This is a genomic window from Sphingobacterium chuzhouense (assembly GCF_014692525.1).
Lineage (GTDB): Bacteria > Bacteroidota > Bacteroidia > Sphingobacteriales > Sphingobacteriaceae > Sphingobacterium > Sphingobacterium chuzhouense.
In genome coordinates this window covers 759,880-781,685 of the sequence record NZ_JACNYL010000003.1, presented here as the reverse complement: position 1 = coordinate 781,685, position 21,806 = coordinate 759,880, and the positions used below count along the sequence as shown (strand labels likewise).

Here is a 21,806-nt window from a genome sequence, read left to right as displayed (position 1 = left end):
CTAATTGTTTGATAGTTGATTCAATAATAATTTTACACGATCTAATTGTGCGAGATCTCCTGATTTTTCATAATATAACGAAAGAGACTTTAAAGCATTAACGTCGTAAGGACGGATTTCGTTTGCTTTTAATAACAAATTTTGCGCTTGGTATTGTGCCTCTACATTATCAGTGTCTTGCAGGAAACTATTAAGAAAAATAAGTCCTAAAGCGAGATTTGCTTCATAATTATTCGGATCCAGTTGTAAAACCTTACCATAATACCTTTTTGCAATCTCCGTATTTCCCACGGTTTCGTTTGCATATCCCGCGAGATAATTCAAATCGATGTCCTCCGGTTCATGGGTTATTGCCTCGTCAATAATCGGAGCGATTGCCTTGTACTCATTGTTCTGAGCAAACAGTTGGATCAAGTTCATCAATACCTGCTTGTTTTCCGGAAACTTCGTGCGCGCATCGTGTAAAGTATTCAGCACAGCCTGATTGTCTCCGTTTTTTTTGTGAACCTCTGCTAGCTCCAGATAATATTCGACAGGCGCATCGCCTCTCTTTAATAAATTATTGTAGTAGGCAGTTGCTGCGGCATATTGTTCGGTTTGTGCTGCTAAAAGTGCAAGATTATAAGTGACATCATAATTTTGGATGTTGAGATCCCGTACTTTTAGGTAGCTTTCATAGGCGCCGGCGTAGTCCTCTTTTTCCAACGCTTTTTTTGCCTTATAAATATGTGACGCGGCTAAATTCTGCTTGATGTAATTAAACTCGGCAGGATAGTTTTCCCAATCCCGTTTTCTGATTTTGTTTACTGACTCGTAAGCAATATCAATAGGGTCGCTCGGATTTTTAATACTACGTGTAGAATCCGCATATGCCATGGAACTATATATCATAGCACGAAGGACGTTTACGCGCGCGCTATTAGAGTCACGACGGTTTTTGTAGGTTTCGTCTATGAATTTTTTTGCGCTCTCCAGGTTTTTTATATCACCGGATTTGGTATAGCGTGCAAAACTATTACTACTTTCCTTATAGTTGGATTGAGCAAAAGTTTGCACAGATCCTAATAATAGCAGACCCGAAACGATTGCGGGTAGGCTTAACCCCATTTTATTCTTCGTTTTCTTCAGCATCTGTTGTGTCATTTGATACGCCATTTTCATCTGCATTATCATCACTGCTTTCCACTTCCTCTTCTTCCTCACGTTCTACTTTCGTAATTGAAGCTATCGCGTCGGTATCTTTCAGTGTAATCAGACGCACACCCTGTGTTGCGCGTCCCATCACTCGTAGAGTGTCGACACCGATACGGATCACGATGCCTGACTTGTTGATGATCATCAAGTCGTCTTCATCGGTAACCCCTTTAATGGCAACCAGTTCACCTGTTTTATCCGTAACATTAATAGTCTTCACACCTTTACCTCCTCGGTTTGTTACGCGATAATCTTCAATATCAGTACGTTTGCCGTAACCTTTTTCTGAAACAACAAGTACTGTCGTTTCAGAATTATCCACAGCAATCATGCCAACTACTTCGTCCTTGTCATTAGCCAGCGTAATACCACGCACCCCAGTGGCTGTTCTTCCCATCGGACGTACAGTAGATTCGTTGAAACGTATTGCCCGTCCCGAGCGCAGCGCCATGACAATCTCACTGTTTCCTGTGGTCAGACATGCTTCCAATAACTCGTCGCCGTCATTGATATTGATCGCGTTTATACCATTTGCACGAGGCCTTGAATACGCCTCTAAAGACGTTTTTTTGATTGTACCTTTTTTCGTACACATGATAATGAAGTTGTTCTCAAGATATTCTTGATCTTTAAGATTAGTAACCTTGATAAAGGCCCTGATCTTTTCTTCTTTTGGCACGTTGATGATATTCTGTAGCGCACGTCCACGGGATGTGCGGCTACCTTCCGGAATTTCAAAAGCACGCAACCAGAAGCAACGGCCGTGGTCGGTGAACAACAATAAGTAATTGTGTGCCGAGGCCGTAATGATGTGTTCGGTAAAATCTTCGTCACGTGTTGTAGAACCGATAGAACCTTTACCACCACGTCCCTGACGGCGATATTCTGTCAGTGGTGTGCGTTTTACGTATGAATTATGTGAAATAGTAATCACAATCTCCTCATCATCGATGAAGTCTTCCATGCGCATATCCTCGGCAGAGTGTACAATGGTGGAGCGACGCTCATCACCATATTTTTCTTTTATTTCGATAAGTTCTTTTTTGATTATCTCCATGCGCAGATCTTCGTCTGCAAGTACTGACTTCAAATAGTCAATTGTTTTCATGAGCTCGGCATATTCTTCCTTGATCTTATCACGCTCTAGTCCTGTTAAACGACGAAGCGTCATGTCTAAGATAGCACGTGCTTGAATATCAGTCAGGCCAAATCTGCTCATCAAACCTACGCGTGCATCCTCCGGTGTATCGGAGTTACGGATAAGTTTAATGACTTCATCAAGATGATCAAGCGCAATAAGGTATCCCTCTAATATATGCGCTCTTTTTTCCGCCTCCGCTAACTCAAATTTGGTACGGCGAATCACCACCTCATGTCTATGCTCCACAAATTCATGGATCATGTCCTTCAAGTTCAACAACATCGGACGTCCTTTTACTAAGGCAATGTTATTGACCGAAAATGAAGTTTGCAAAGCAGTGTATTTATAAAGGTTGTTTAAAACCACATTCGCATTTGCTTCACGTTTGATTTCATATACAATCCGGAAACCTTCTCTATCGGATTCATCACGGATGGTGGAAATACCCTCGATTTTTTTCTCATTGACTAGTTCCGCCGTCCGCTCAATCATGTTGGCTTTGTTCACTTGATACGGAATTTCGGTCACGATAATGCATTCCCGCCCGTTTTTAAGCGTTTCTATTTCCGCTTTAGCGCGCATGACGATACGGCCTCTACCAGTTTCACAAGCATCTTTTACGCCATTATAGCCATATATAATGCCACCGGTCGGAAAATCCGGCCCTTTGATGTGCTGCATCAATTCTGAGATTTCGATCTCGCGGTTCTCGATGTAGGCAATGGTACCATCCACCACTTCGGTTAGGTTATGAGGAGCCATGTTTGTAGCCATACCCACAGCAATCCCCGAAGCTCCGTTTACCAGAAGGTTAGGAATACGGGTAGGTAATACAGTAGGCTCTTGTAGAGAATCGTCAAAGTTTAATTGGAAGTCTACTGTGTCCTTGTTAATGTCGGAAAGCATTTCCTCCGACAATTTCTTTAGACGTGCTTCTGTATAACGCATGGCCGCAGGAGGGTCGCCATCGATAGAACCGTAGTTACCTTGCCCATCTACCAATGGGTAGCGCATACTCCAGTCTTGCGCCAAGCGAACCATGGCATCATATACTGAAGAGTCACCATGTGGGTGATACTTACCCAACACATCTCCAACGATACGAGCAGATTTCTTATAAGGTTTGCCACTCGTTACACCTAGGTCTAACATCCCGTATAATACACGTCTGTGCACAGGTTTCAAACCGTCTCTTGCATCGGGTAGAGCACGAGAAACGATGACCGACATAGAATAATCTATGTAGGCAGATTTCATTTGATCCTCGATATTGATTGGAATGATTCTGTCGTTTGCAGGTACTAGATTGTTTTCGTTTTCTGTTTCTTCAGCCATATTTATGTGGTTTCAATAAAACTAATGTGTCCCCAAAAAATATTCACACATCGCATGCGAAGTTACGATTTTTTTTGATAATCATGGAGCGTTCAGGTGTCTAAAATATATGCTGGTACGAAGCAGTGAGTAAAGTACAGGTATCGACAAACTTCATGTAATTTTCGTTTATTATATGTCATTTTTTTATAAAACAAAAGAAATGTTTATTTATTTGTCAATAAAAGTTTGTGAAATATAAAGAAAATTAAAAAATGTGCTATTTTTGCGGTTCATTTATTCACATAAAATAAATTCATGATGAAACACAATTTTGGGGCAGGACCATGCATACTTCCACAGGAAGTATTTCAAGAAGCTTCGCAAGCTGTAATTGATTTCAATAATACTGGGCTTTCTATTCTTGAAATATCGCACCGTTCCAAAGAATTTGAGCAAGTGATTCAAGAGGCAGAGGCTTTGGTACGTGAGCTTATGGATGTTCCGTCTGACTATTCTGTCTTGTTTTTACAAGGAGGAGCAAGTCAGCAATTTGCCATGGTTCCGATGAATCTATTGCCCGAAGGGGGAAAAGCGGCCTATTTGGATACTGGTGTTTGGGCGACAAAAGCTGCAAAGGAAGCGTCAAAAATAGGGCAAGTAGAGATTGTGGCATCCTCATCCGATAAAAACTATACTTATATTCCTAAGGAGTTTTCGGTACCTGCAGATGCTGCTTATTTCCATTACACATCAAATAATACGATTTACGGTACGGAGGTTTTTGAAAAACCCAATGTTAATTTGCCGACCGTAGTTGATATGTCATCGGATATCTTGAGCCGTGTAATCAACGTGGCTGACTATGATTTGATATATGCTGGTGCGCAAAAAAATATGGGACCTGCGGGCGTTACGTTGGTTCTTGTCAAGAATGATATTTTAGGGAAAACCGGACGTATCATGCCATCCATATTTGATTATCAAGCACATGCAAAAGCTGAATCACTTTATAATACCCCTCCGGTATTCTCTATTTATGTATCGATGTTGAACCTGCGTTGGTTGAAGGAGAAAGGTGGTATATCCGTAATTGAACAAGAAAATATCATTAAATCACGTGCATTATACGACGAGATAGAACGGAATCCCTATTTTAAAGGGACAGCAAATGAAGAGGATCGCTCTCGGATGAACGTGACATTCGTTATGGATACACCAGAGCAGGAAGCCGCTTTCTTGAAGCTTGCACAGGAGCGTGGAATGGTGGGCATTAAAGGGCATCGTTCGGTAGGAGGTTTCAGAGCGTCGATTTATAATGCATTGGGTATTAGTTCTATCAATGCTTTGGTGGATGTAATGAAAGAATTTGAAGAATTGAGTAATAAATAGATAAACAATTTATTAATGAAGATATTAGCAAACGACGGTATTGATGCAGCGGGTAAGAAACTGTTGGAAGACGCCGGATTTGAGGTAGATACGAATCATATTCCGCAAGAAGAGCTTGCAGAAAAGTTACAGGCCTATGATGCCATTACAGTACGCAGTGCCACTAAAGTTCGTCAAGCATTGCTTGATGTGTGTCCGAACATTAAAGCTATTGGTCGCGGTGGTGTAGGAATGGATAATATTGATGTCGATTATGCACGATCGAAAGGTATTGCCGTAATCAATACGCCTGCCGCTTCATCGTTATCTGTAGGAGAACTTGTGTTTGCCCACCTTTTAAATGGTGTGCGCTTTTTGTACGACTCCAATCGCAAGATGCCCGTAGAAGGGAACACGAACTTCGCGGGACTTAAAAAAGCCTACGCTAAAGGTGTGGAATTAAGAGGGAAAACATTGGGTGTTGTCGGATTTGGAAGGATTGGTCGGGAGACTGCCAAGGTAGCTCTCGGATTGGGAATGGACGTTATCTACACCGATCTATTCGACGGACCGTCATCCTTATCGCTGACGTTCACCGGTGGAGTACAAGCAGACCTACCTGTGAAACAAGTGGCTTTCGAAGAAGTATTAAAACAATCTGATTTCATTACACTTCATGTTCCTTTCTTGGATAAACCTGCTATTGGAAAAGAAGAGTTTGCTTTGTTAAAAGATGGAGTAGGATTGGTAAATGCTGCTCGTGGTGGTGTAATAGATGAGTTAGAGTTAATCAAAGCACTTGATTCTGGCAAAGTATCTTTTGCGGCATTAGATGTGTTTGACAATGAACCAACGCCGAGACAAGAGATTTTGAGCCATCCTCGGATTTCTTTGACACCGCATATCGGAGCGGCAACAAATGAAGCACAGGAGCGAATCGGTATCGAGTTGGCGACGCTGCTTATAGATGCATTGAAGAAGTAATTCTTCCGCATAAAATATATGCGGCACAAAAGCAATGAAAAGCATTTGTGCCGCTTTTTTGTGTAAAATAATTACATTTACAAGTTTTTAAAACACAATTTATTCTAATGAAACCTGCATAAATTACCATAAACGGAAGAACATGAATTTATGCAAGCTTTATTGCCCTTAAAAAAACAAACCGAGTGTAACGAGCTCATCTATACAAATTGATGACTTAACACTCATAGATAATCATTATAATGAAAATTTTAAAATTTGGTGGCACATCGGTGGGAAGTGCCCAACGTATTAAAGGGTTGTTGGAGATTATAGACCCTACGGAGCGCCAGATTGTCGTTCTGTCGGCGGTGGCCGGTACAACCAATGCTTTGGTAGAGATAGGACATGCTTTTTTAGCTGGAAAAACAGAGGAGGCATTAGATCTAATCAAACAACATAAAGCTAAGTACGAGGAGTTAATTAAGGAGCTTTTCACGACAGAGCAAGGACTCGGAAAGGGAAAGAATTTAATCGACTATCACTTCAATTATATCGCTTCCTTGGGTAATGAGATGTTTACACCCGTCGAAGAAAAGATAATTTTGGCACAAGGAGAGTTGTTGTCGACCACGTTGTTTCATTTTCATTTAGAAGAAATTGGTGTTCCATCGGTGTTGTTGCCTGCGTTGGATTTTATGAAAATAGATGAAGACAACGAACCCATGGTACCCTATATTGGCGAGAAGCTTTCTGCTTTATTGGCAGAATATCCTGATAATTCCTTATTTATTACACAAGGTTACATCTGTCGTAATTCGTTTGGTGAAATCGACAACCTACGTCGTGGGGGATCTGATTATACGGCTTCGCTTATTGGCGCAGCTATCCAAGCAAATGAAGTCCAGATTTGGACGGACATTGATGGGATGCACAATAACGATCCACGTATCGTAAAAGGAACGCATCCGATAGCAAATCTTAGTTTTGATGAAGCAGCGGAGTTAGCTTATTTCGGTGCAAAGATTTTGCACCCGCAGAGTGTTTTTCCTGCGCAGCGATATAATGTACCCGTACGTTTATTGAATACGATGGATCCACAGGCTGCCGGCACGCTAATAAGCAAAGAGGGTGGGAGCAAAGGACAAATTAGGGCGATTGCAGCAAAAGATGGAATTACAGCCATCCATATCCATTCTTCCCGGATGTTGTTAGCTTATGGCTTTTTACGTAAGATATTTGAGATATTTGAACGCTATAAAACACCTATCGATATGATTACAACATCGGAGGTGGCTGTTTCGCTAACTGTAGATGACACCAGAAATCTGGAAGATATCATCAAGGAAGTGGAAGACTTCGGTTCTGTACACATAGATCGCGATCAGACCATCGTCTGTGTGGTAGGTGATTTTAGTGCCAATACACATGGTTATGCTGCTAAAGTATTGGATGCAATCAAACATCTTCCTTTGCGGATGATTTCCTATGGAGGATCGGATTATAACGTATCTATCCTTTTGGATACCAGCCATAAAACAGAAGCGCTTCGTTCCTTGCATAATAGGTTATTTTAGATTGTAATAAAGATTATATGTTGTTTAATAACAGTCAGCGAGAAAGAATTAAAGAATTAGAAACGCCGTTTTACTACTACGATCTAAATCTGTTGGAAGAGACATTGGACCAAGCGAAACGTGCGGCGGATAAACGGGGTTTTCATGTGCACTATGCGCTGAAAGCCAATTTTAACGACCGTTTGTTGTCTGTGATCCAATCGAAAGGATTCGGAGCAGATTGTGTGAGCGGAAATGAAGTGCAAAAGGCGATTGATCTGGGCTTCGCAGCTGATAAAATTACATTTGCAGGGGTTGGTAAATCGGACAAAGAAATTATCATGTCGTTGAAGCATGGTATCTTTGCTTTTAACGTGGAATCGATTCAAGAGATGGAAGTCATCAATGAGTTGGCTGGTAAGTTGGGTGTTACCGCTAATGTGTCGTTAAGGATTAATCCGAACATCGATGCAAACACACATCATTATATCACCACGGGACTCGACGAAAATAAGTTTGGTGTCCCGACCTCTGAACTGGAAAGCGCCGCGTCGGTTATCCGGCAGGCACAGCATGTAGAGCTGGTGGGCTTGCACTTCCATGTTGGTTCCCAGATTACCGATATGAATGTTTTCAAAAGTTTATGTGTAAAAGTAAACGAATGGAAAAATTGGTTTGAAGAACGTGGAACGCAAATCAAAGTGTTGAATGTCGGTGGTGGATTGGGGGTAGATTATCAGCACCCGGACGAAAACCCGATTCCAGATTTCGAGACGTATTTTGATATATTCGACAGGTTTTTGGAACGGAATACGCATCAAGAGGTACATTTTGAATTAGGACGTGCATTAGTGGCGCAATCTGGATCGCTTATCACGAAGGTATTGTATACTAAAAGTGGTGTAAAGAAACACTTTCTAGTAGTTGATGCGGGGATGACAGAGCTGATGAGACCGGCACTGTATCAAGCATACCATAAAATAGAGCGTGTGGATACAGATGACGAACCGACTATTCAGTATGATGTTGTAGGGCCGATTTGTGAAAGCTCGGACTGTTTTGGGAAAGAAGTACCTTTACCGAAATCGGAAAGAGGGGACTTGATAGCTATCCGTACAGCAGGTGCGTATGGCGAAGTTATGGCCTCGCGCTACAATTTGCGGGATGAAGTACGCTATTTGTATAGTGACGCATTAAATTTATCCCCCTCAATATGAACGGGTTTTTGTTTTTCTGAAAAAAAGAGGTAAAGAATGTTTGCATTTTAAATCGAAATTCCTACTTTTGCATCACTTCAAACGACGAAGCGATGCTTCAGAATAAGAAGTAAGATTCCGTAGCTCAGCTGGTAGAGCAATACACTTTTAATGTATGGGTCCTGGGTTCGAATCCCAGCGGGATCACAAACAAAAAGCAACTCAAAAAGGGTTGCTTTTTTTGTTATAGCTGGGATGAGGACCCAAGGGTTCGATTCTTGAAGGCTCAGGGAAGAGTTGGAGCCTTGCGGGGCTGAGCCAATCCCAGTGGCCAAGTCGTTTAATCTACGTTCCAAAACCTCCATCTTTCCTTTGGTCAATTTCTTTACTTCTTGGAAATCGTCATCTGCCATTTCTCCATCCGCATTTTTCAATAGCGCATTTTGATAGCGTTTGTTCAACGCATCAATCTCACCTATGATATTTGCTAGTTCCGTGTTTTGGGCTTTGGTTTTGTTATTGAAGTCTTTTATAATCGAACTTGGGTAATTTAAGTATTGAAGAAATAGAAATTAGCATTTCACTTGTTTTTTAACTCAGTTTAGCGTCAGCGGTTGTGTCCAAAATTGTTGATATTGATGAACCGCCTAAGAAAATAATCCTCGGGGGCACTGCTTACGATCAAGTACTAGGAATGGATGATGCTAGATTAAATGAATATAGAAAATGGGAATATTTAAGCCGTGAAGCTGATTAAGTAGACTACACCATAAGTCTGTTTTTAATGAAAATTGGGAGTTTGACGAGAACGGTTTTATGAAGAAACGATATGCAAGTATCAATGATCTCGAAGTAAAGGAGACTGACAGGTCTTTATAATTACTATATTGTAAACGAAAACGGAATACCTATATGGTCGAAAATACTTTATTAAAAAACATCTCGAAATATATAAATCTTACGCAGGATGAAATTTCTACTTTCCACCGTTTTTGGACGGAGAAGACATTGGAAAAGGGAGACTATCTCTTACGTAACGGCGATACCTGTCGTTATGATAGTTATGTCGTTTCCGGGGCATTGAAGGCATTTTACATCAACGCTGACAAAGGTAATGAGGAAATATTGTTTTTTGCCATTGACGACTGGTGGGCCTCTGACTTAGATAGCTTTTCCAAGCAGAAGCCCTCCATATACAACATACAAGCCATAGAAAGAACAACCGTTTTACAGATTAGCCATTATTCTTTTCAGCAATTACTGGCTGAACTACCCCGTTTGGAGCGGTACTTTCGGTTAATATTGGAAAGTTACCTAGGTGTATTGCAAAAGAGAATTATCTATAACAATGTGTTCGATGCCGAAAGTAGATATTTTGCCTTTTTGGAAAACTACCCAAACATAGCGTCCAAAGTACCCCAATATCTGATTGCATCGTATTTGGGTGTGTCAGCTGAATTTATAAGCCGCATTAAGAAAAAAAATAAACCGTCTTGACCTAGGTCAATTTTTTCTCCATCAATTACCGACAACTTTGCTTCATAATATTAAGAAGCAATGAAACATCATCCTATTTTTCAGAACGCCATTATATGGCAAAGAGAATTAATTAACCGGACGGTAGTTGCCCCCATGTCACGTGTGAGCGCTACCGCGGACGGCTTGGCTACGGACGAAATGAAGGACTATTATTCCGCATTTGCAATTGGAGGATTTGGAGTTATCATTACCGAAGGCCTCTATACCGATGTATACGGTAGCCAAAGTTATAACAACCAACCTGCACTTGTAAACCAAGCGCAAAGCACTTCATGGGAAAAGGTAACCCGCGCAGTCCATGAGTCGCCTACTCTTATATTCGCTCAGTTGATGCACGCAGGTGCTTTATCCCAATATAGTGAAGACACCTTAGCCCCATCTGCCTTAAAACCTATTGGCATAAAAATGCCTTCCTACGGTGGCGAAGGAGCATTTCCAATCCCTAAAGAAATGGACTTGACGGATATTGAAAGAATGAAGCAAGGCTTTGTCGACGGGGCTATAAACGCCTATAAGGCAGGATTTGACGGCGTAGAAATTCACGGAGCAAATGGTTACCTATTAGACCAGTTCCTCACATCGGAACTGAACCAGCGTAACGACCTTTACGGTGGCACTATGAAGAACCGTTTCCGTGTTATTGCTGAAATTATTGCTGGTATAAAGGCATCCGTACCACAGGATTTCATTGTAGGTCTACGGGTTTCAGAGGGGAAAGTAAATGACCTTACCTACCGATGGACACAGGGTATTGAAACGGCCAAAGAACTGGCAGCGGAAATAAAGACAAGCAAACCCGATTTTGTTCACGTAGCAGTGCAGACAGGCGAATGGGAACGGGACAGCTTTTTTGGAGAAGGAATATCATTGGCATCAGTTATCCGCCAGGCAACGGACATTCCTGTAATTGCCAACGGTGGTTTCCACAATCTTGATAAAGCAGAAGTTGCCTTGAAGGACAACCACGCAACGCTGATCGCTATCGGAAAAGCAGCCTTAGCAGATCCCCATTGGGTGATGAAAACCATGAACGGACTACGCTTGATTCCTTTTCACCGAGAAATGTTATGGCCGGAGGCAACCCTTAGCCATACTCAGAAAATCGTCAAAGAATTAAATCTTGAAAATAGTTAGAAAGAGAACAAGGAAAATGAACAGATTCTTGATAATTGGTACTTTACTTTCAGTATCGGCCATCATAGGAAAAACGTTCGCACAAAGGAACACATCTATAAATCATATAAATAAAAAATGAAACCTGCATGTGTTCATAGAAAAGTGATATGAAAAAATCAACTCATGCAAGCTTCATTACCATTAAAAAACAAAATACTATAATGAAAATTTCACAGATTAAAATTACGCCGGACGCTTATGAACCATTCCGTTTGGCACAGGGACATCGTGTAGGCGATTTATTGTTTATTTCGGGGCAGACCGCTATTGGCAAGGATGGAAAGCTGATAGGTATTGGTGACTTTGATGCACAGGCAAAAATGTCTTTTGAAAATCTGGACAAGGTATTGAAAGCCGGAGGTTCAAGTTTGAAAAACGTGGTTAAGGTCACTATCATGCTCCGTGACATGAAGAACTTTGAGAAGATTGTCGAATTGAGAGGCAAATACTTTACCCCCCCTTATCCGGCCGATACTATTTTTGAAGTATCGTCATTGTTTTCGCCGGATGCATTGATTGAGATTGAGGCCATTGCTGTGGCTGATGCCCTGGCAGATTGGGAAAAGTAATACGAAATAAAACCAGTCACAGTAAGGAGCGGATAAGTAGTATCTACTCCTTATTTATTTTGGACATTTATATACAACGAAATATAAGTAATCATACGTTTTCAAGTAATAATAATTGCGTATTTTAGTATTTCCTGATGGACTAAGTTTGACATGAGAAAAACTTTACATTTCATAATTATCATTTTTCAATTTGGGCCGAAAAGCATTCCTCGGACTATACTAATTTTTAGGCATCTTCCTTATGATACAAAAACATTCAGATAACTTTGATCTGCTCAGATATTTAAGGTCTCAAAAAAATGATGGCAATATAGCGCCTTATTATCTGGCATCAAAAGCGTGTCTTGAAGACTTGAAAATCACCAATCCCTTTAAAAACTACTTTTATACTATAGGTTTGTATTATGGTGAAGGAGCTCGCATCAGGATAGGCACTACCGATTATGATTTAACACGAGGAAGCCTGTTAACGATTGGCCCCGGAATGACCTGTAAATGGCTCAGTACCAGCTTCCCCTCAAATGACACATTATTTTTTTATGATGATATTTTTGTAAATAATTTCAGTAGGTCATTTTTCTATTCCCTCGAATTTTTTTGCCCCGATGAAAAGAGTGTAATGCAACTCACCGAAATGCAATTTGAGGAAATGCAACAGCTTTTCAGCACACTTCGGGCAATCGCTGATAAGCCCGAAGCAGTATCGGGAATACTATATTCGATCCTGATCATTTCACAGAAATATTTCTGGAGCCTGTACCGGGGCAATAAAAAGGAACTCAACGGTAAAGAACATACCGTTGTAAAGTTTAGAGAATTAGTTTCAAAGAATTTCTCGCAGTATAAAGATGTTGCTTTTTATGCAGAACAGTTGCATATATCCCCAAAATACCTGAGCGAAATATTAGTTGAATACACCGGGCTTTCGGCGAAAAAATGGATTGAGTTTCATATCATGCAGGAGGCGAAGTACCTATTGAGCTTTTGGAATATGTCTGTCAAGGAGGTATCCTTTCAACTTGGCTACACAGACTCTTCCCATTTTTCCCGTGCATTCAGAAGCTACGAAGGTCAGCTCCCCACTGAGTTCAAAAATACGGTTGAAATTCCTGCATAATCGCGGGTTCTACATCAAAAACAGAAAAAACTACATTTTTTACCGTCATACTCACTGTATTGACGGCCAAGCTCCTTCATACCTTCGTATGGTGTTACAAAAAACGTACAACGAAGTTTAGCTACGTGTTCTATCGGAATCAAAAACGCTGTCGAAAATACCCCGCAGCACATCAGTGTTTCTTTCGTTAAGAAAATACAAGACAAATCACGTACGTGAAGAAAAATATACTAAATAAGTTGTCACGTTTTCAGCACCTAGCGTGTCAATATAGTTAACAGTGGTTGGCTGTAACCATTTTCCGGCGCAGCTTACCAAAAACAATGAGATCTGAAAGGAACGATGAAAGAAACAACGATATTAAAACACTTGTTGACCTACTTGTTTTTCAGCATATGGTACTTGCATAGCCGGGCACAAATACCTGTAGAAATCACTGTAGGACATACAAGTTACTATTATCAGCATATGTTTTCCGGTAAAATCATTGCGGAAAAGCCGTTTGGATTCTTTAATACGTCTTCTATTTTGCTTCCTTACGACAAAAAACGTGGGATTGAAGTGATGAGCCAATCGTATCTTACTTACGAAATAAATAAACGCTGGGCAACCGGTTTGGGTTCTATTTATGCACCGGAAAATCGTTTTGTGCCTTCAGCTTTTGTTTGGTTTTTCAATAAAAAAAATGATTTATCGTATCTCATTTTTACGAGAATGGATGTTTGGTCTAAACCCAGTTTTGAGCTGTTTGGCTCTGTGGAATATCAAGGCAGTAAAAATCAGGATTTCAATCTTTATGCGCGTTTGCAGCTTCAATATATTACTTCAATGCATTGGAACGGGCACTTAAAGAGCGTGCAATATGCAAGATTAGGAGTGGACAATAAAGGTGTACGATATGGTTTGGGTGTAAACTTTGACCAATACGGGCCAAATACTAAACACTACAGCAACTTTGGACTTTTTGTGCGTAGAGTATTCTAACATAACTTTTAAAATACAATTAAATATGAATATCAATAACCTCAAAACAGAAACACCTCATAACAAAAGGAAGAGCGTAACGGTACTTGGATTGGGTAATATGGGGGCCGCGATAGCCCATACGTTTATCAATCAAGGTTATGATACGGTTGTGTGGAACCGTAATGCGGAAAAATGTAACCCATTGATTCAAGAAGGTGCTACAGCTGAAGCAACCCTTGGTGGAGCAGTTGCTGTCAGTAATCAGGTTGTGATTTGCCTGTTAAATAATACTGCGGTAGATGAAGTGCTTAGACAGGTAGCTGGTGCGGTTGCCGGAAAAGTATTCATCAATTTAACGAGCGGCACGCCTGCTCAGGCTCGTGATTTTGCTAAGTGGACTGAAAAACAGAACGCTTCCTATATCGATGGCAAAATATTAGCAGACCCGATAGACATCGGAACCGCCAAAGCTCAGTTATTATTCAGTGGTAAGCCAACCGTTTTTGATGCGCAGTATTCTCTGTTGGAAAAGCTAGGTACCGTTACTTACTACGGAGAAGACGCAGGAGCCGCTGCTGTAGATTTTTTAGCACAGGTAGCAATTGGCTACGAATTTTTAATCGGTTTTTTGCACACCCTTCAATTGGTGCATCAGGAAGGAGTGGATTTGGCCGCTTTTGCACATCGGGTTGCGGGCACGCTACAGGGCTATGGCCCATTGCTGTCCCTAATGGTCAATGAAATTAAGTTGGGTACATACCAGCCCGACTTGGGGCCGCTTCAGGTTCAAGCCGCGATGTTTAATGACCTCATCAATCATCGAAAATCAAAAAATGTGGAAACGCTGCGCATGCAAGAAATCAAAAACCTCATGGACTGTAGGATAGCTGATGGGCATGGATCGCAGGGATTTTCGAGTTTATTTGAACTACTAGGGAAACAAAAGCAATTAGCAGCATTGACCACAATATTTGAAGGGAATGCAAACAAGATATGAACTAGAATAAAAAAAGAAAATGATGAAACAGAAATTTTTTAGTACACACAATGATTATGCAGGTCTGATCATTCGCATGACAATAGGCATCGTTATGTTTCCACACGGAGCACGGGCTATGTTTGGCTGGTTTGGTGGCTATGGGTTTACTCAAACTTTGGAGGGTTTGCAACAGATGGGACAGCCGTGGCTGGTGGGGTTATTAGTTATTTTAATAGAATTCTTTGCACCCATTTTTATAATAACAGGCTTTGCCTCCCGTTTTTGGGCGATCGCAATGGGAGGTCTTTTTACAGGGATAATTTTATTGGGAGGACATCTTGAGCATGGCTTTTTTATGAACTGGTTTGGCGATAAGGAAGGTGAAGGATTCGAATATCATTTACTGATGCTCGGCTTATGTCTGGCACTATTCATTCAGGGAAGTGGAAAATATTCACTGGACAATTTGATATCCAAAAAACTCACAGCTTAAATTTAAACAACGATGCGCTGCAAAAATGGCTGCTTTTCTTACAAAAATCCACTTTGGGTAAGGGCGCAAAAATGGTTTATGGCCAGTGTATTAACTTTTTTAGCAATAAAAATGGTGCTTTCAAAAGCTAAGTAACAACAGAAAAATATGGCAAATACAATATCAATAAAAGAAGCAATTTGGAATCAATTCGGTGCAAGCCTTGATATGCTTGAAAATGCAATTATTATGTGTCCGTACGAGCATTGGGATACAGAAATAGGCTTTTGGTATGCTTCCTACCATTGCACCTTTTGGACAGATTATTATTTAACCACGGATCCAGGTAAATTTGCTCCGCCACCACCTTTTGATTTGTCAGAGTTTGACCCAACAGGTAAAATGCCTGACAGGACCTATTCAAAAACCGAAGTTCTTACATATTTAGCACATTGCCGACAAAAAGCAAATCTATTCATATCTGAGCTTGATACAGACAAATTAAACAAGCGATGGATTAACGAATACAAAAACTATTCTTTTCTTGAAATATTGATCTATAACATAAGACATATTCAACATCATTCAGCTCAGTTAAACTTATTGTTAAAGCAAACTACTAATACTGCACCAACTTGGATAAGTCAAGCTAAAAATTTAAATACGAAAAATAAGGAGTAATAAAGCAATCGATAATTTTATAAAAATGAAAAATTAAGGTAACACCTGACGCTTACAGACCGTTTCACTCTTCACAAGATCGTCGTGTAGGCTTCAATACAAACAAAAAATAAATATGGAAAAGAGAATTGACATACAGCAGCTTGAACCGGATGCATTCAAAGCAATGCGTGTTCTGGAAAACTACATTCAACATTCAGGACTTTCAAAAACGTACTTGTACCTGATTAAGATCCGTGCATCGCAAATCAACGGTTGTGCTTTTTGCATCAACATGCACACTTCGGACGCATTAAAGCAGGGCGAAACCGCACAGCGAATTTTCCTGCTCAACGCTTGGAAAGAAACCGGATTATTTACCGAAGAAGAGAAAACAATTTTAGCCATAACCGAGGAAGTAACCTTAATCAGCCAAAACGGGTTAAGCGATGAAACGTACAGACTGGCCGAAAAACTTTTTGATGGAAATCAGATTGCACGGATCATAATGGTGGTTGTTACGATAAATGCATGGAATAGGATTGTAATCAGCACCAAGAAAACGGTAGTATAAAAAGAATAATGAACTAAAAATTATACTCAATTATGCAAACAAACATTAAAACCATCATCTTTATCATGCCTATCCTTATGGCAGTGAATACTTTTGGTCAACATAAAAATCAAGGCAAAATGGAACAGAATAACAGAAAAGATCATACTATTACAGAACAGGTCGCCATCATTGATAAAATCAGCATTCCCCAAAAAGCTATCACGGCGTATTCCGAAAAATCGCTTTTCATCAGGAATACACTTCGGCAGCAGCCCGGCTTTGTGAAATATGAAATCTTTCAACAGACAGGCGATAGTGGAGACCTTCGGGTCATTACGGTTGCCACTTGGGCAGACCGACAGCGGATGGACGATGCCAGAGTGGTTATACGGGAGTTGATGAAAAATGCAGGGATTAATATGCCCGCCTTTTTAGAACAAAATGGCATTACGATGGAAAGGGATATTTATCAGGTCGTAGAGGAGTAAGCGGATGGATTTAAAACAGATTTAAAAATTATCTTCAAGAAAGTATAAAACAGTGATGTCTTAAAGTTTATAAAGAAAAACTTGGCTGGATTCCACAAGAAGCGGATTTTAATAGATGTAGGATATCGTTAATTTTACAGAAAACATAAAAGTTGAATAAAGAAATCATTAAAGATACTATAATATGCATATTAAAAAGAATGAAATTTTAAATCTCGAAAACACACTTTACGAGGCCATCAAAAATAGTGATACGGAAGTACTCGACAAGCTATTGCATGCTGATTTACTTTTTGTAGTTCCCAGTGGTCAGACCATAACCAAAGAAATGGATTTGCAAACTTATCGTGCGGGAAACTTAAAAGTAAACGAAATCATTCCCAAAGTTGAAAAACTGAACATCATAGAGGATTTGGCTGTCATCACTTTGCAGATGGAGTTAAAAGGAGATTATAATAATGAGCCTTTTGAAGCTAAATATAGATATATCCGTTTTTGGAAAAAGTTTCCCGAAGGTATAAAAGTAGTTGGTGGAAGTGGAATGGCTATTTAATCAAACGGCGGCAAATTTGAAGAGGGAAAATCGTCCTGTCATGAATAACAGAAGAAGGAAATCTTGCGAACGAACAAAGTATTTTTATGTGTATGCTGTCGACATAATATCTCGACAGCGAGATAATTCAAGAAAATTTTAAAACCAATGCAGAAGAACTATAATAAACTCCTGACCTATGCCTATAACATCGTTGGTTCTTACGAAGATGCCAGAGATTTGGTACAGGATGTACTTGAAAAATACATTACATTAGATAAATCAAGTATCCGTCACGAATCCAACTTTTTGATTAAAAGCACGATTAATCATGCCATAAATTTTAAAAACCGTCAAAGTAAAAAGGAAGTTTTCGGCGAATGGCTCCCCGAACCTGTTTCGTTTGAAAATGCTGATACAAAACTCATAAAAGAAGAAACTGCCACTTATACCATGCTCGTATTGCTCGAGTACCTAAACCCAAAAGAAAGAGCGGCTTTCATATTGAAAGAGGGCTTCGATTATTCCCATGCAGAGATAGCCGAACTGCTTGAAATAAGCGCAGAAAATTCACGCCAGCTATTAAGCAGGGCCAACAAACAATTAAAAGATAGTAAATACACAAATTATATCCCCCATTCGGGTCAATCATTTGAGAGCCTGGGCAAGTATCAGAAAGCATTAGCTCAAGCTGATATCCTAGAATTGCAAAACTTATTGGTAAACGACATAAAACTAAGTGCGGACGGGGGTACTAAAGTGCAGGTAGTGAGCGGTTCGGAAATAGGAAAAGCGGCTACAGCCACTTTATTGGTTTATGTACAGCAGCATTTTCTGATGGGCAAAACATTTACCTTTCAATTTTTCAATCATCAGCCTGCTATCTGTTTTTGGGAACATGAAAAGCTCCATAACTGTCATATCCTCCAATTAAGCGCAGATGGATTAATACAGAAAATATATTCCATTGTAGACCCGGATAAGCTAAAAAATATTACCAAGTTGTCACATATTTAGCAATCAAACTGTCTTCCATAGAAAGAGTAAAAAAGATGAAGACATTATTGCGAATTGACAGTAGCTTACGTTTAAAAAACTCCTATTCCCGCAATGCGGGAGACAATTTTGTACGGGCATGGAAAGAACTAAATCCGGGAGGGAGCATCAGCATACGGGAAGTCGGCACCTCCCACATTCCCCATCTTGAGCAGGAAGTACTTGAGAAATTTTATACTGCCGGGGATACTTCAGACCGCCTAAAATTGTCTGACCAGTTGATAGCAGAACTATTCGGATGTGATGAAATCCTTATCACAGTGCCTATGTATAATTTTGGTATTCCCTCTTCGCTGAAAGCATATTTCGACTTGGTGTTGCGTACAGGTAAAACTTTCAGATACGACGAGGACAAAGCAATCGGATTGCTGCAAAATAAAAAAACATACATTCTCTCCACTATGGGGGAACTGGATTCAGCTTTGCCCAATCTAGTGGAAATGCATCTACAGCAGATATTAAACTTCATTGGCATTAGGGATATTTACTACTATTCATTGAACGGAACGGATGATAAAGAATCTGCCAAACAACAACTAAACCATCAAATAGAATTATTTACGAACATCTTAAACAAATAAAAATGGAACAGGCAGAAAAAGTAATCGAAGCATTTGTAAAAGCTGGCGACAATCGTGATGTAGCAGCATTGGAAAGTATCTTACATCACGGCTTTCAGAATATACAGGACGGGTTTTTCGATGAGAGGGGGATTTTTGTATTCTCAAAATCTGACTATATCGAACTCATCCGTACCAAGCGATTCGGAGGAAGCCCAAGGAGATTGATCATAAACAACATAAAGCAATCAGACAATATGGCTATTGCACGAGTAATTTTGGAGAGTCAGTTTCTTATCTTTCATTCATTGATAATATGCATTCGGGATAATGGACATTGGAAAATAATAAATAACACACCTACGATAGAAGTAAAATAACAGAAATCTGTGATGGGCATCAACATGCATGGTTAATCTTCCTCATTGGCATGGGGCTACTCCCGATGAGGCGGAGCTTTGGTTTATTGTTTACGAATGCTAATTGCTTTCTTTTGTTAAGGCAGGTATTACTTTTATGTATATCAGTTCAAAGAAAATTTCAACGATTGTCTGTGTGACAATTACGACCGCTACCAATTGATTTTCGGGAGCAGGTAAAGCAAGAGCCAAAGGCAAGACGACTAATGAGTTCCTTGTACTTGTGGAAAATGAAATTGCTCTTGACCCATAAAAATGAACCCCGAATATTTTGGCTGACAATTTTCCGATAAATGGTGCGATAACCGCAAATGCTACATAAATAGGAACAACGTTTAAGATTGGTTCGGGATTGTTATACAATACTCCGATTTGAGAAGCAATGACCACAAAAAAAGTCAGCGCCATAAACGGAACAGGCAACCATCCCGAAAAATCTAAAATTGCATTTCCGGCTTTGTTGTTTGATTTTGATACCACTTGTGTTATAATCGAAAGCAGAAACGGAATGACGATTAAATAAAGAAACGCTTTTACGAATGGTGTTATCTCAATGATGTGTATTGTTTCTTTTCCAAGAAAAAGCCATAAGTATAAAGGCAACAATAACATCTGAAAAATGAACAGTAAGGGAGTGGAAGCCAAAACAGCTTTGGAGTTGCCTTTTCCCAAATGCGAAAAAACAATTACATAATCAATGCAGGGCGTAAGCAGAACCAAAAGTATTCCGAGCGTTACTATTGATGTTGTTGGAAAAACGCTTATTAAAACCCAAACCAATAGAGGAATTAGCACAAAATTCCCAAATAACAAAGCCTTGAAAAAAGAGCGGTCTTTTAGTGCTTGCTTCAACTCTAAAAACGGAATTTGGCAAAACATACTGTAAAGCAAAATTCCGATTATAGGTTCGATGGTTTTTTCGAGGATGTTACTGTTGTTCCAATATAGCCCGACAAAGGCACTTATTATGAGTGTGATAATGTATATGCCGATTTGCTTTTCTTCAAGCACTTCCCTGCTAATCATTTAAAGTCCAAGTTCTGAAATAATAAAGTCTTTTGCTCCGTCCGTACCAGTCAATTCAAGCCATGCTTCGCTTTTGTCGCCACTGACTATTGCTGTTTCATTACGTTTTTGAAGTTCAACTGATTCAACAGCCTCAAATCTTCCAATAAAAGGTTCGAGTTTCGTATCAATGGGATCACAAAGCCACTTCACAAGAGTGGCTTTTGTTATTTAAGCTGGGATGAGAACCTAGGAGTTCGAAAATCCTGCTATTGTACGACCGATATTTCTACCCGCCGATTTTGTTCCCTTCCGCTTTCTGTATCGTTGGATGCAACCGGTTTGGAAGCACCAAATCCTCTGGCGCTAAGATTTTCGGATGGCACTCCGGCGTTGACGATATAGAGCTTGACCGCATTGGCTCTGTCCTCAGATAGCGATTGGTTATATTCGGCCGTACCCTCGACGGATGAATGACCATTGATGATAAAATTGGCCGACGGATCTTTCTGCATTTCTCGGATGATATTGTCCAACACAGTATAGGACTCGGTTTTGAGTACACTGGAATCAAATTCAAACAGGACGTTCTTGAAATTGAAATTCGGTTTTTCGACAACCGGTTCAGGGTCTTTGCGTGGTTCTTCCTGAGCAATGACAGGTTCTTCCACTACCTCTACGGGTTCTTCCCGTACGGGTGTCTGTTCAATTTGGCTACCTGGATTAACCACGATTTTTTTGGACTTGCAGGCAGACAGGTTTAAGATCAATAGAACGCAACTTGTTGCTAAAAGGCTTTTTATTATACGCTTCATAGTATGTTCCTTTATTAACGTGTATACCCCAAAGGTACTATATATTCTTTTATTCTCCCTAGCAAAACGTATGATTTTGGCTGTACGCCATAACCTCTTGGAAGTGAACTGTCATTTTATTGCTTCGTCAATAAAATTGGCCGTTTCGGCTGACGCCGT

At 40.1% G+C, this 21,806-nt stretch carries 23 protein-coding genes, 1 tRNA gene and 1 pseudogene; 20 read left to right on the top strand and 5 right to left on the bottom strand.

The genetic code is table 11. The features are described from left to right. Together H8B21_RS15425 and gyrA are read right to left on the bottom strand one after the other, a co-directional pair. Positions 1 to 1,131, bottom strand: coding sequence for a tetratricopeptide repeat protein (locus H8B21_RS15425; RefSeq protein ID WP_223815064.1), 1,131 nt, complete (start codon positions 1,129 to 1,131; stop codon positions 1 to 3). Then, on the bottom strand, positions 1,109 to 3,670 hold the full coding sequence (gene gyrA, locus H8B21_RS15420) for a DNA gyrase subunit A (RefSeq protein WP_190314636.1): 2,562 nt from the start codon (positions 3,668 to 3,670) through the stop codon (positions 1,109 to 1,111). Before gyrA ends, H8B21_RS15425 begins: the two co-directional genes overlap by 23 nt. Before the next feature lie 300 nt (positions 3,671 to 3,970). Here gyrA and serC point away from each other — a divergent pair, with 300 nt between their 5' ends. From serC to H8B21_RS15320, 20 genes and pseudogenes are all read left to right on the top strand, one after another. Then, complete coding sequence (gene serC / locus H8B21_RS15415) at positions 3,971 to 5,041, top strand: 3-phosphoserine/phosphohydroxythreonine transaminase (protein ID WP_190314822.1); 1,071 nt, start codon at positions 3,971 to 3,973, stop codon at positions 5,039 to 5,041. Positions 5,042 to 5,056: 15 nt separating this feature from the next. Then, a complete protein-coding gene (locus tag H8B21_RS15410) occupies positions 5,057 to 6,004 on the top strand; it encodes a D-2-hydroxyacid dehydrogenase (protein WP_190314635.1) in 948 nt (315 codons plus the stop codon). 242 nt (positions 6,005 to 6,246) lie between these two features. Then, a complete protein-coding gene (locus tag H8B21_RS15405) occupies positions 6,247 to 7,560 on the top strand; it encodes an aspartate kinase (protein ID WP_190314634.1) in 1,314 nt (437 codons plus the stop codon). 20 nt (positions 7,561 to 7,580) lie between these two features. Continuing rightward, on the top strand, positions 7,581 to 8,756 hold the full coding sequence (gene lysA / locus H8B21_RS15400; protein WP_380907442.1) for a diaminopimelate decarboxylase: 1,176 nt from the start codon (positions 7,581 to 7,583) through the stop codon (positions 8,754 to 8,756). A gap of 113 nt (positions 8,757 to 8,869) precedes the next feature. Beyond that, positions 8,870 to 8,942, top strand: a tRNA-Lys gene (locus tag H8B21_RS15395). Between the two features lie 573 nt (positions 8,943 to 9,515). Continuing rightward, a pseudogene (locus H8B21_RS15390) lies at positions 9,516 to 9,614 on the top strand (DUF1348 family protein); the annotation flags it as partial. Positions 9,615 to 9,647: 33 nt separating this feature from the next. After that, a complete protein-coding gene (locus tag H8B21_RS15385; protein ID WP_190314632.1) occupies positions 9,648 to 10,232 on the top strand; it encodes a Crp/Fnr family transcriptional regulator in 585 nt (194 codons plus the stop codon). Between the two features lie 60 nt (positions 10,233 to 10,292). Continuing rightward, positions 10,293 to 11,408: an oxidoreductase gene (locus tag H8B21_RS15380; RefSeq protein ID WP_190314631.1), complete on the top strand. Its 1,116-nt coding sequence runs from the start codon at positions 10,293 to 10,295 to the stop codon at positions 11,406 to 11,408. A gap of 203 nt (positions 11,409 to 11,611) precedes the next feature. Next, positions 11,612 to 12,019: a RidA family protein gene (locus H8B21_RS15375; protein ID WP_190314630.1), complete on the top strand. Its 408-nt coding sequence runs from the start codon at positions 11,612 to 11,614 to the stop codon at positions 12,017 to 12,019. Between the two features lie 244 nt (positions 12,020 to 12,263). Next, the gene (locus H8B21_RS15370) at positions 12,264 to 13,139 is read left to right on the top strand and encodes a helix-turn-helix domain-containing protein (RefSeq protein WP_190314629.1); all 876 of its coding nucleotides are present in this window, start codon (positions 12,264 to 12,266) and stop codon (positions 13,137 to 13,139) included. Positions 13,140 to 13,481: 342 nt separating this feature from the next. Further along, positions 13,482 to 14,123, top strand: coding sequence for a hypothetical protein (locus H8B21_RS15365; protein WP_190314628.1), 642 nt, complete (start codon positions 13,482 to 13,484; stop codon positions 14,121 to 14,123). 25 nt (positions 14,124 to 14,148) lie between these two features. After that, positions 14,149 to 15,102, top strand: a complete 954-nt coding sequence (locus H8B21_RS15360) for an NAD(P)-dependent oxidoreductase (RefSeq protein WP_190314627.1) — start codon at positions 14,149 to 14,151, stop codon at positions 15,100 to 15,102. 19 nt (positions 15,103 to 15,121) lie between these two features. Then, the gene (locus H8B21_RS15355) at positions 15,122 to 15,577 is read left to right on the top strand and encodes a DoxX family protein (protein WP_223815063.1); all 456 of its coding nucleotides are present in this window, start codon (positions 15,122 to 15,124) and stop codon (positions 15,575 to 15,577) included. A gap of 147 nt (positions 15,578 to 15,724) precedes the next feature. Then, entirely contained in the window at positions 15,725 to 16,237 is a 513-nt protein-coding gene (locus H8B21_RS15350) for a DinB family protein (RefSeq protein WP_190314626.1), read from the top strand. Positions 16,238 to 16,352: 115 nt separating this feature from the next. After that, the gene (locus tag H8B21_RS15345; protein ID WP_190314625.1) at positions 16,353 to 16,790 is read left to right on the top strand and encodes a carboxymuconolactone decarboxylase family protein; all 438 of its coding nucleotides are present in this window, start codon (positions 16,353 to 16,355) and stop codon (positions 16,788 to 16,790) included. Between the two features lie 32 nt (positions 16,791 to 16,822). After that, entirely contained in the window at positions 16,823 to 17,260 is a 438-nt protein-coding gene (locus H8B21_RS15340; RefSeq protein WP_190314624.1) for an antibiotic biosynthesis monooxygenase family protein, read from the top strand. A 184-nt stretch (positions 17,261 to 17,444) separates the two neighbouring features. Continuing rightward, entirely contained in the window at positions 17,445 to 17,813 is a 369-nt protein-coding gene (locus H8B21_RS15335) for a nuclear transport factor 2 family protein (protein ID WP_190314623.1), read from the top strand. A 147-nt stretch (positions 17,814 to 17,960) separates the two neighbouring features. Next, complete coding sequence (locus tag H8B21_RS15330; protein WP_190314622.1) at positions 17,961 to 18,809, top strand: sigma-70 family RNA polymerase sigma factor; 849 nt, start codon at positions 17,961 to 17,963, stop codon at positions 18,807 to 18,809. A 35-nt stretch (positions 18,810 to 18,844) separates the two neighbouring features. Continuing rightward, complete coding sequence (locus H8B21_RS15325) at positions 18,845 to 19,429, top strand: FMN-dependent NADH-azoreductase (protein WP_130140874.1); 585 nt, start codon at positions 18,845 to 18,847, stop codon at positions 19,427 to 19,429. A gap of 2 nt (positions 19,430 to 19,431) precedes the next feature. Beyond that, the gene (locus H8B21_RS15320; protein ID WP_190314621.1) at positions 19,432 to 19,788 is read left to right on the top strand and encodes a nuclear transport factor 2 family protein; all 357 of its coding nucleotides are present in this window, start codon (positions 19,432 to 19,434) and stop codon (positions 19,786 to 19,788) included. Between the two features lie 99 nt (positions 19,789 to 19,887). Here H8B21_RS15320 and H8B21_RS15315 read toward each other — a convergent pair whose 3' ends face one another. From H8B21_RS15315 to H8B21_RS15305, 3 genes are read right to left on the bottom strand one after another with little or no spacing between them, the layout of a single operon-like run. Next, positions 19,888 to 20,838, bottom strand: a complete 951-nt coding sequence (locus H8B21_RS15315; RefSeq protein ID WP_317170401.1) for an arsenic resistance protein — start codon at positions 20,836 to 20,838, stop codon at positions 19,888 to 19,890. 15 nt (positions 20,839 to 20,853) lie between these two features. Further along, positions 20,854 to 21,045: a hypothetical protein gene (locus tag H8B21_RS15310; RefSeq protein ID WP_190314619.1), complete on the bottom strand. Its 192-nt coding sequence runs from the start codon at positions 21,043 to 21,045 to the stop codon at positions 20,854 to 20,856. 56 nt (positions 21,046 to 21,101) lie between these two features. Then, positions 21,102 to 21,647, bottom strand: coding sequence for an OmpA family protein (locus H8B21_RS15305; RefSeq protein ID WP_190314618.1), 546 nt, complete (start codon positions 21,645 to 21,647; stop codon positions 21,102 to 21,104). Positions 21,648 to 21,806: the final 159 nt, after the last annotated feature.